Annotated in this window: 6 protein-coding genes; 4 read left to right on the top strand and 2 right to left on the bottom strand. The window is 56.4% G+C overall.

Translation table 11 applies throughout. The annotated features are described in order from the left end of the window. Positions 1-9: 9 nt before the first annotated feature. Positions 10-138: an NAD(P)(+) transhydrogenase (Re/Si-specific) subunit beta gene (locus tag AC0KVQ_RS16180; protein ID WP_473422193.1), complete on the top strand. Its 129-nt coding sequence runs from the start codon at positions 10-12 to the stop codon at positions 136-138. 153 nt (positions 139-291) lie between these two features. Beyond that, positions 292-561, top strand: a complete 270-nt coding sequence (locus tag AC0KVQ_RS16175) for a hypothetical protein (RefSeq protein WP_473422226.1) — start codon at positions 292-294, stop codon at positions 559-561. A gap of 30 nt (positions 562-591) precedes the next feature. Here AC0KVQ_RS16175 and AC0KVQ_RS16170 read toward each other — a convergent pair whose 3' ends face one another. Then, positions 592-1,425, bottom strand: coding sequence for an aldo/keto reductase (locus AC0KVQ_RS16170; protein ID WP_473422225.1), 834 nt, complete (start codon positions 1,423-1,425; stop codon positions 592-594). A gap of 162 nt (positions 1,426-1,587) precedes the next feature. Here AC0KVQ_RS16170 and AC0KVQ_RS16165 point away from each other — a divergent pair, with 162 nt between their 5' ends. Then, on the top strand, positions 1,588-2,049 hold the full coding sequence (locus AC0KVQ_RS16165) for a YbaK/EbsC family protein (protein ID WP_473422223.1): 462 nt from the start codon (positions 1,588-1,590) through the stop codon (positions 2,047-2,049). 14 nt (positions 2,050-2,063) lie between these two features. Here AC0KVQ_RS16165 and gcvA read toward each other — a convergent pair whose 3' ends face one another. Beyond that, the gene (gene gcvA, locus AC0KVQ_RS16160; protein ID WP_473422222.1) at positions 2,064-2,951 is read right to left on the bottom strand and encodes a transcriptional regulator GcvA; all 888 of its coding nucleotides are present in this window, start codon (positions 2,949-2,951) and stop codon (positions 2,064-2,066) included. Between the two features lie 211 nt (positions 2,952-3,162). Here gcvA and AC0KVQ_RS16155 point away from each other — a divergent pair. Further along, on the top strand, positions 3,163-3,905 hold a 743-nt coding region (locus tag AC0KVQ_RS16155), incomplete at its 3' end, for a transketolase (RefSeq protein WP_473422221.1).

Raw genomic sequence — 3,905 nt, 5'->3', positions numbered from 1 at the left:
TCGATCGTGATGAAGCGCTCGATGGCCTCCGGTTACGCTGGCGTGGACAACCCGCTGTTCTACAAGGACAACAACCGTATGCTGTTTGGCGATGCCAAGAAGATGCTCGAAGAAGTCCTCGTCGCGCTCAAGTCTTGATCAAAGCATTACCAAACCCATCGAGGCAGTGTCCGCAAGGCGGACGCTGCCTTTTTTCTTGAACTGACTTGCCCCGCTTCTGCCGAATTCCATATCGGCCCGTTTGGTTGCGACACAGGATGCCTCTATAATCGCGGCTGAACTGGAAACCTCATGCGTACATCAACCCGCGGCTATCTTTATCTGTTTGGAGGAATCCTGCTGATTGGCTATGCCTGCATAGTTGGACTTGGCCTCGCGGCAATTTTCCTTATCGGCACACTTGGCCCGACTTCACGTGCCGCAACCAACAGCCTGATCATGGCGCTTTTTTTCAACGGCGCCGCCGCACTGCTTGGAACCTGGCTTTATCGGCGCGGGAAAAATATCCTGCGTGAGCACATCCAGCACACCAACAATTCAGAAAAAAAACCGGACGAATGAACATCCGGTCAAACTGCTCTATGGCCTTGGCTACAGCATTTCCAGCGGGCTCCAGCCATCCGGTGGCGGGAACAGGTGATCCAGTTCAGCCAGGATCTGCGAGCTCAATGGATACTCGAACACCGCAGCATTCTCGCGCATATGCTTGCGTTGGCCGCTCTTGGGAATCGCGATGATATTGTCTTGCGCCAGCAACCAGCCCAATGCCAGTTGTGCCGCCGACATGCCTGCCTGCTGTGCCAACCTCGCCAGTGCAGGGTGGCGCAGCAACCGTGCTTGTTCAATCGGGGAATAGGCCATCACCGGAATCCGGTGCTGACGGCACCATGGCAACAGATCCCATTCGATACCGCGCCGGGTCAGGTTATACAGCAACTGATTGGTGGTGGTCAGTGATCCGCCTGGCGCAGCACAAAATTCCTGCATGTCTGCCAGATCGAGATTGCTCACTCCGAAATGGCGGATCTTGCCTGCATCCTTCAGTCGCATGAAGGCTTCCAGGGTTTCCTCAAACGGAATACGCCCACGCCAGTGCAACAGATACAAATCCAGATGATCCGTACCCAGACGCTGCAGGCTGCGCTCGCAGGCAGCTATGGCCCCCGTGGCCGAGGCATTGTGCGGATAGACCTTGCTGACCAGAAAAACCTTGTCGCGCAGGCCATTGATCGCCTCACCGACCAAGCGCTCCGAAGCCCCTTCACCATACATTTCTGCCGTATCGATCAAGGATATGCCTCGCTCGATACCTTCGCGCAGCGTAGCAATTTCTTCCGAACGCGTTGCCGCACTGTCACCGATGAACCAGGTACCCTGCCCTAGCGCAGGCACCTTTTCCCCTGAAGGCAATTCGATGTATTTCATCTTTTACTCCCTGCAAAACATCATCTGATACCTTGCCCATTGATCCGGCAATGGGCAAGCGCATAATCATCACGAATCGTGGATACTCACCCATTACCTCTTGACGCCAACAGGAGGCAACGCGACGATTGCGGACTATTCCCATCCACAGCACCCACAATCATGAGCCTTGTATCCGTACGCCAGTTTTTTGAACGCAAAGGCATCAACATTCCGATCATTGAACTGGAAACCAGCACGGCCACTGTCGAACTCGCTGCCGAAGCGCATGGGGTAGAACCGGGGCGTATTGCCAAAACACTGGCGTTTCGCCTGCCGGAAAAAGTCGTGCTGGTGGTCGCGCGTGGCGATGCACGCATTGATAATCGCAAGTTCAAGCAGACCTTTGGCAAAGGCCGCATGCTACCGGCCGATGAGGTCGAAGCGCTGACTGGCCATCCGGTTGGCGGAGTCTGCCCGTTCGGTCTGGCCACCGATCTGCCGGTCTACCTGGATGTTTCCCTGCAATATTTTGATGAGGTGCTGCCAGCCGCCGGCGCCATTCACAGTGCGGTACGGCTCACCCCGCAACACATGCTGGAACTGGTTGACGGCAACTGGGTTGATGTCTGCCAGGAGGCCTGAACACCCGGCAATCGCTATTTGGTCAGCTCTTCAAACAGCCAATCCTGAAAGCAGCGGATCTTGGGCAATTCCGCGCGCGACTTCAGAAAATTGAGCGAATAGCCCTGCACTTTCAGTCCATCCGTTCCCAGTGGCGCCACCAGACGGCCACTGTCCAGTTCACGCTGCACCAGCAACAGACTTTCCAGACAGACGCCAAGACCGTCAACGGCAGCGTTGATAGCCATGAACGAGCGATCGAAACGCGGTCCGCGCGCAATATCCAGTTTGACCTTGCGATGCAGCCGCAACCAATCGCGCCAGCCGACCAGACTTAACTCGCTGTGAATCAGCGTATGGTGGCAAAGATCCTCGGGCTGACGGATCGGGTTCGGGCCATTGGCCAATTCCTGGGAACACAACGGCACAATGGTTTCCTGCGGAAACGGCAACACCATCGTGCCGGCAGGTTGCAGCTTGCGCATGCTGTAACGGATATCGATATCCACCGAGCCTGTGCTCAGGTCCGCCGTAACCGGCGATGCATGCAGGCGCACATCGATATCCGGATAAAGCGCGGAAAAGCGCGCCAGACGCGGCATCAGCCATTGGGCAGCGATACTGGGAGTCGAATGCACGGTCAGGATATCGCTTTTTTCCGCTCGTCCCACCTGCCGCGTAGCCGTATCGATCGCCGCAAATGCGGCACTGATTTCCTCGGCATAACGCCTGCCCGAATCGGTCAGGACCACCGCGCGATGCACGCGGTGAAACAGCCGAATACCTATCGCCTCTTCCAAAAACTTCACTTGATGGCTGATCGCCGAAGGCGTCAGAAACAGCTCTTCAGCCGCCAGCGCAAACGATGACAATCTGGCAGCAGCTTCAAACGCTTGAATTGCCTTGAGGGGGATGCGATTCATCGTAATTATTCACATGAAAACAATTCACCAATTGCTACTTTTTATTCGTTTGAGCCGAAAAACACAAGCGAATAATATTTTCCGTACTCGCAGAGCAACAACTACATGATTGCTCCGACACCGGACCGCAGCGATGAATATCATCCAGGCGGCGTTACAACCAAGGCCGGTCTGATACGAGTTCAAACAAGACCAGCACGAGGAGAATTGCGTGAATACATCAGGAAAAGGTGCACTAGTCGCCCACCTTGCCGAACGCGCTTACCGCATCCGCCGCTATGCGCTGCGCATGGGTGAAGTGCAGGGCCAGGGTTACATCGGACAGGCATTGGGTATTGCCGACATGTTGGCCGTCGCTTACGGCCATGCCATGACGTACAAGCCAGATGAACCGGAATGGGAAGGCCGCGACCGATTCCTGCTCTCGCATGGCCACTACGCCATTGCCCACTACGCCGCGCTGATCGAAGCCGGCATCATCCCCGAAGATGAACTGGAAACCTACGGTTCCGACGATAGCCGCCTGCCCATGTCCGGCATGGCGACCTACACTCCCGGCATGGAAATCTCCGGCGGTTCGCTCGGCCAGGGCCTCATCATCGCCGTGGGCATGGCTCTGGGCCTGCGCCAGAAGAAAAACCCCGCCTTCGTTTACAACTCGATGTCCGATGGCGAACTCGATGAAGGCTCCACCTGGGAAGCCGCCATGTCGGCTGCGCACCATGGCCTGTCCAACCTGATCTGTACCGTTGATATCAACAACCAGCAGGCCGATGGTCCTTCCACCAAGATCCTCGGTTTCGAGCCGCTCGCCGACAAGTGGGCCGCCTTCGGCTGGCATGTACAACGCGTCGATGGCAATGACCTCGAAGCCGTGCTCGATGCCTTCGATACCGCACGCAATCTCCAGGAAGCCAAGCCGCGCGTCATCCTGCTCGATACCCTGATGGGCAA

Source organism: Formivibrio sp. oc-25, assembly GCF_055810895.1.
Note: the sequence above shows the minus strand (reverse complement) of the source record. Positions and strands in the feature narration are given on the sequence as shown.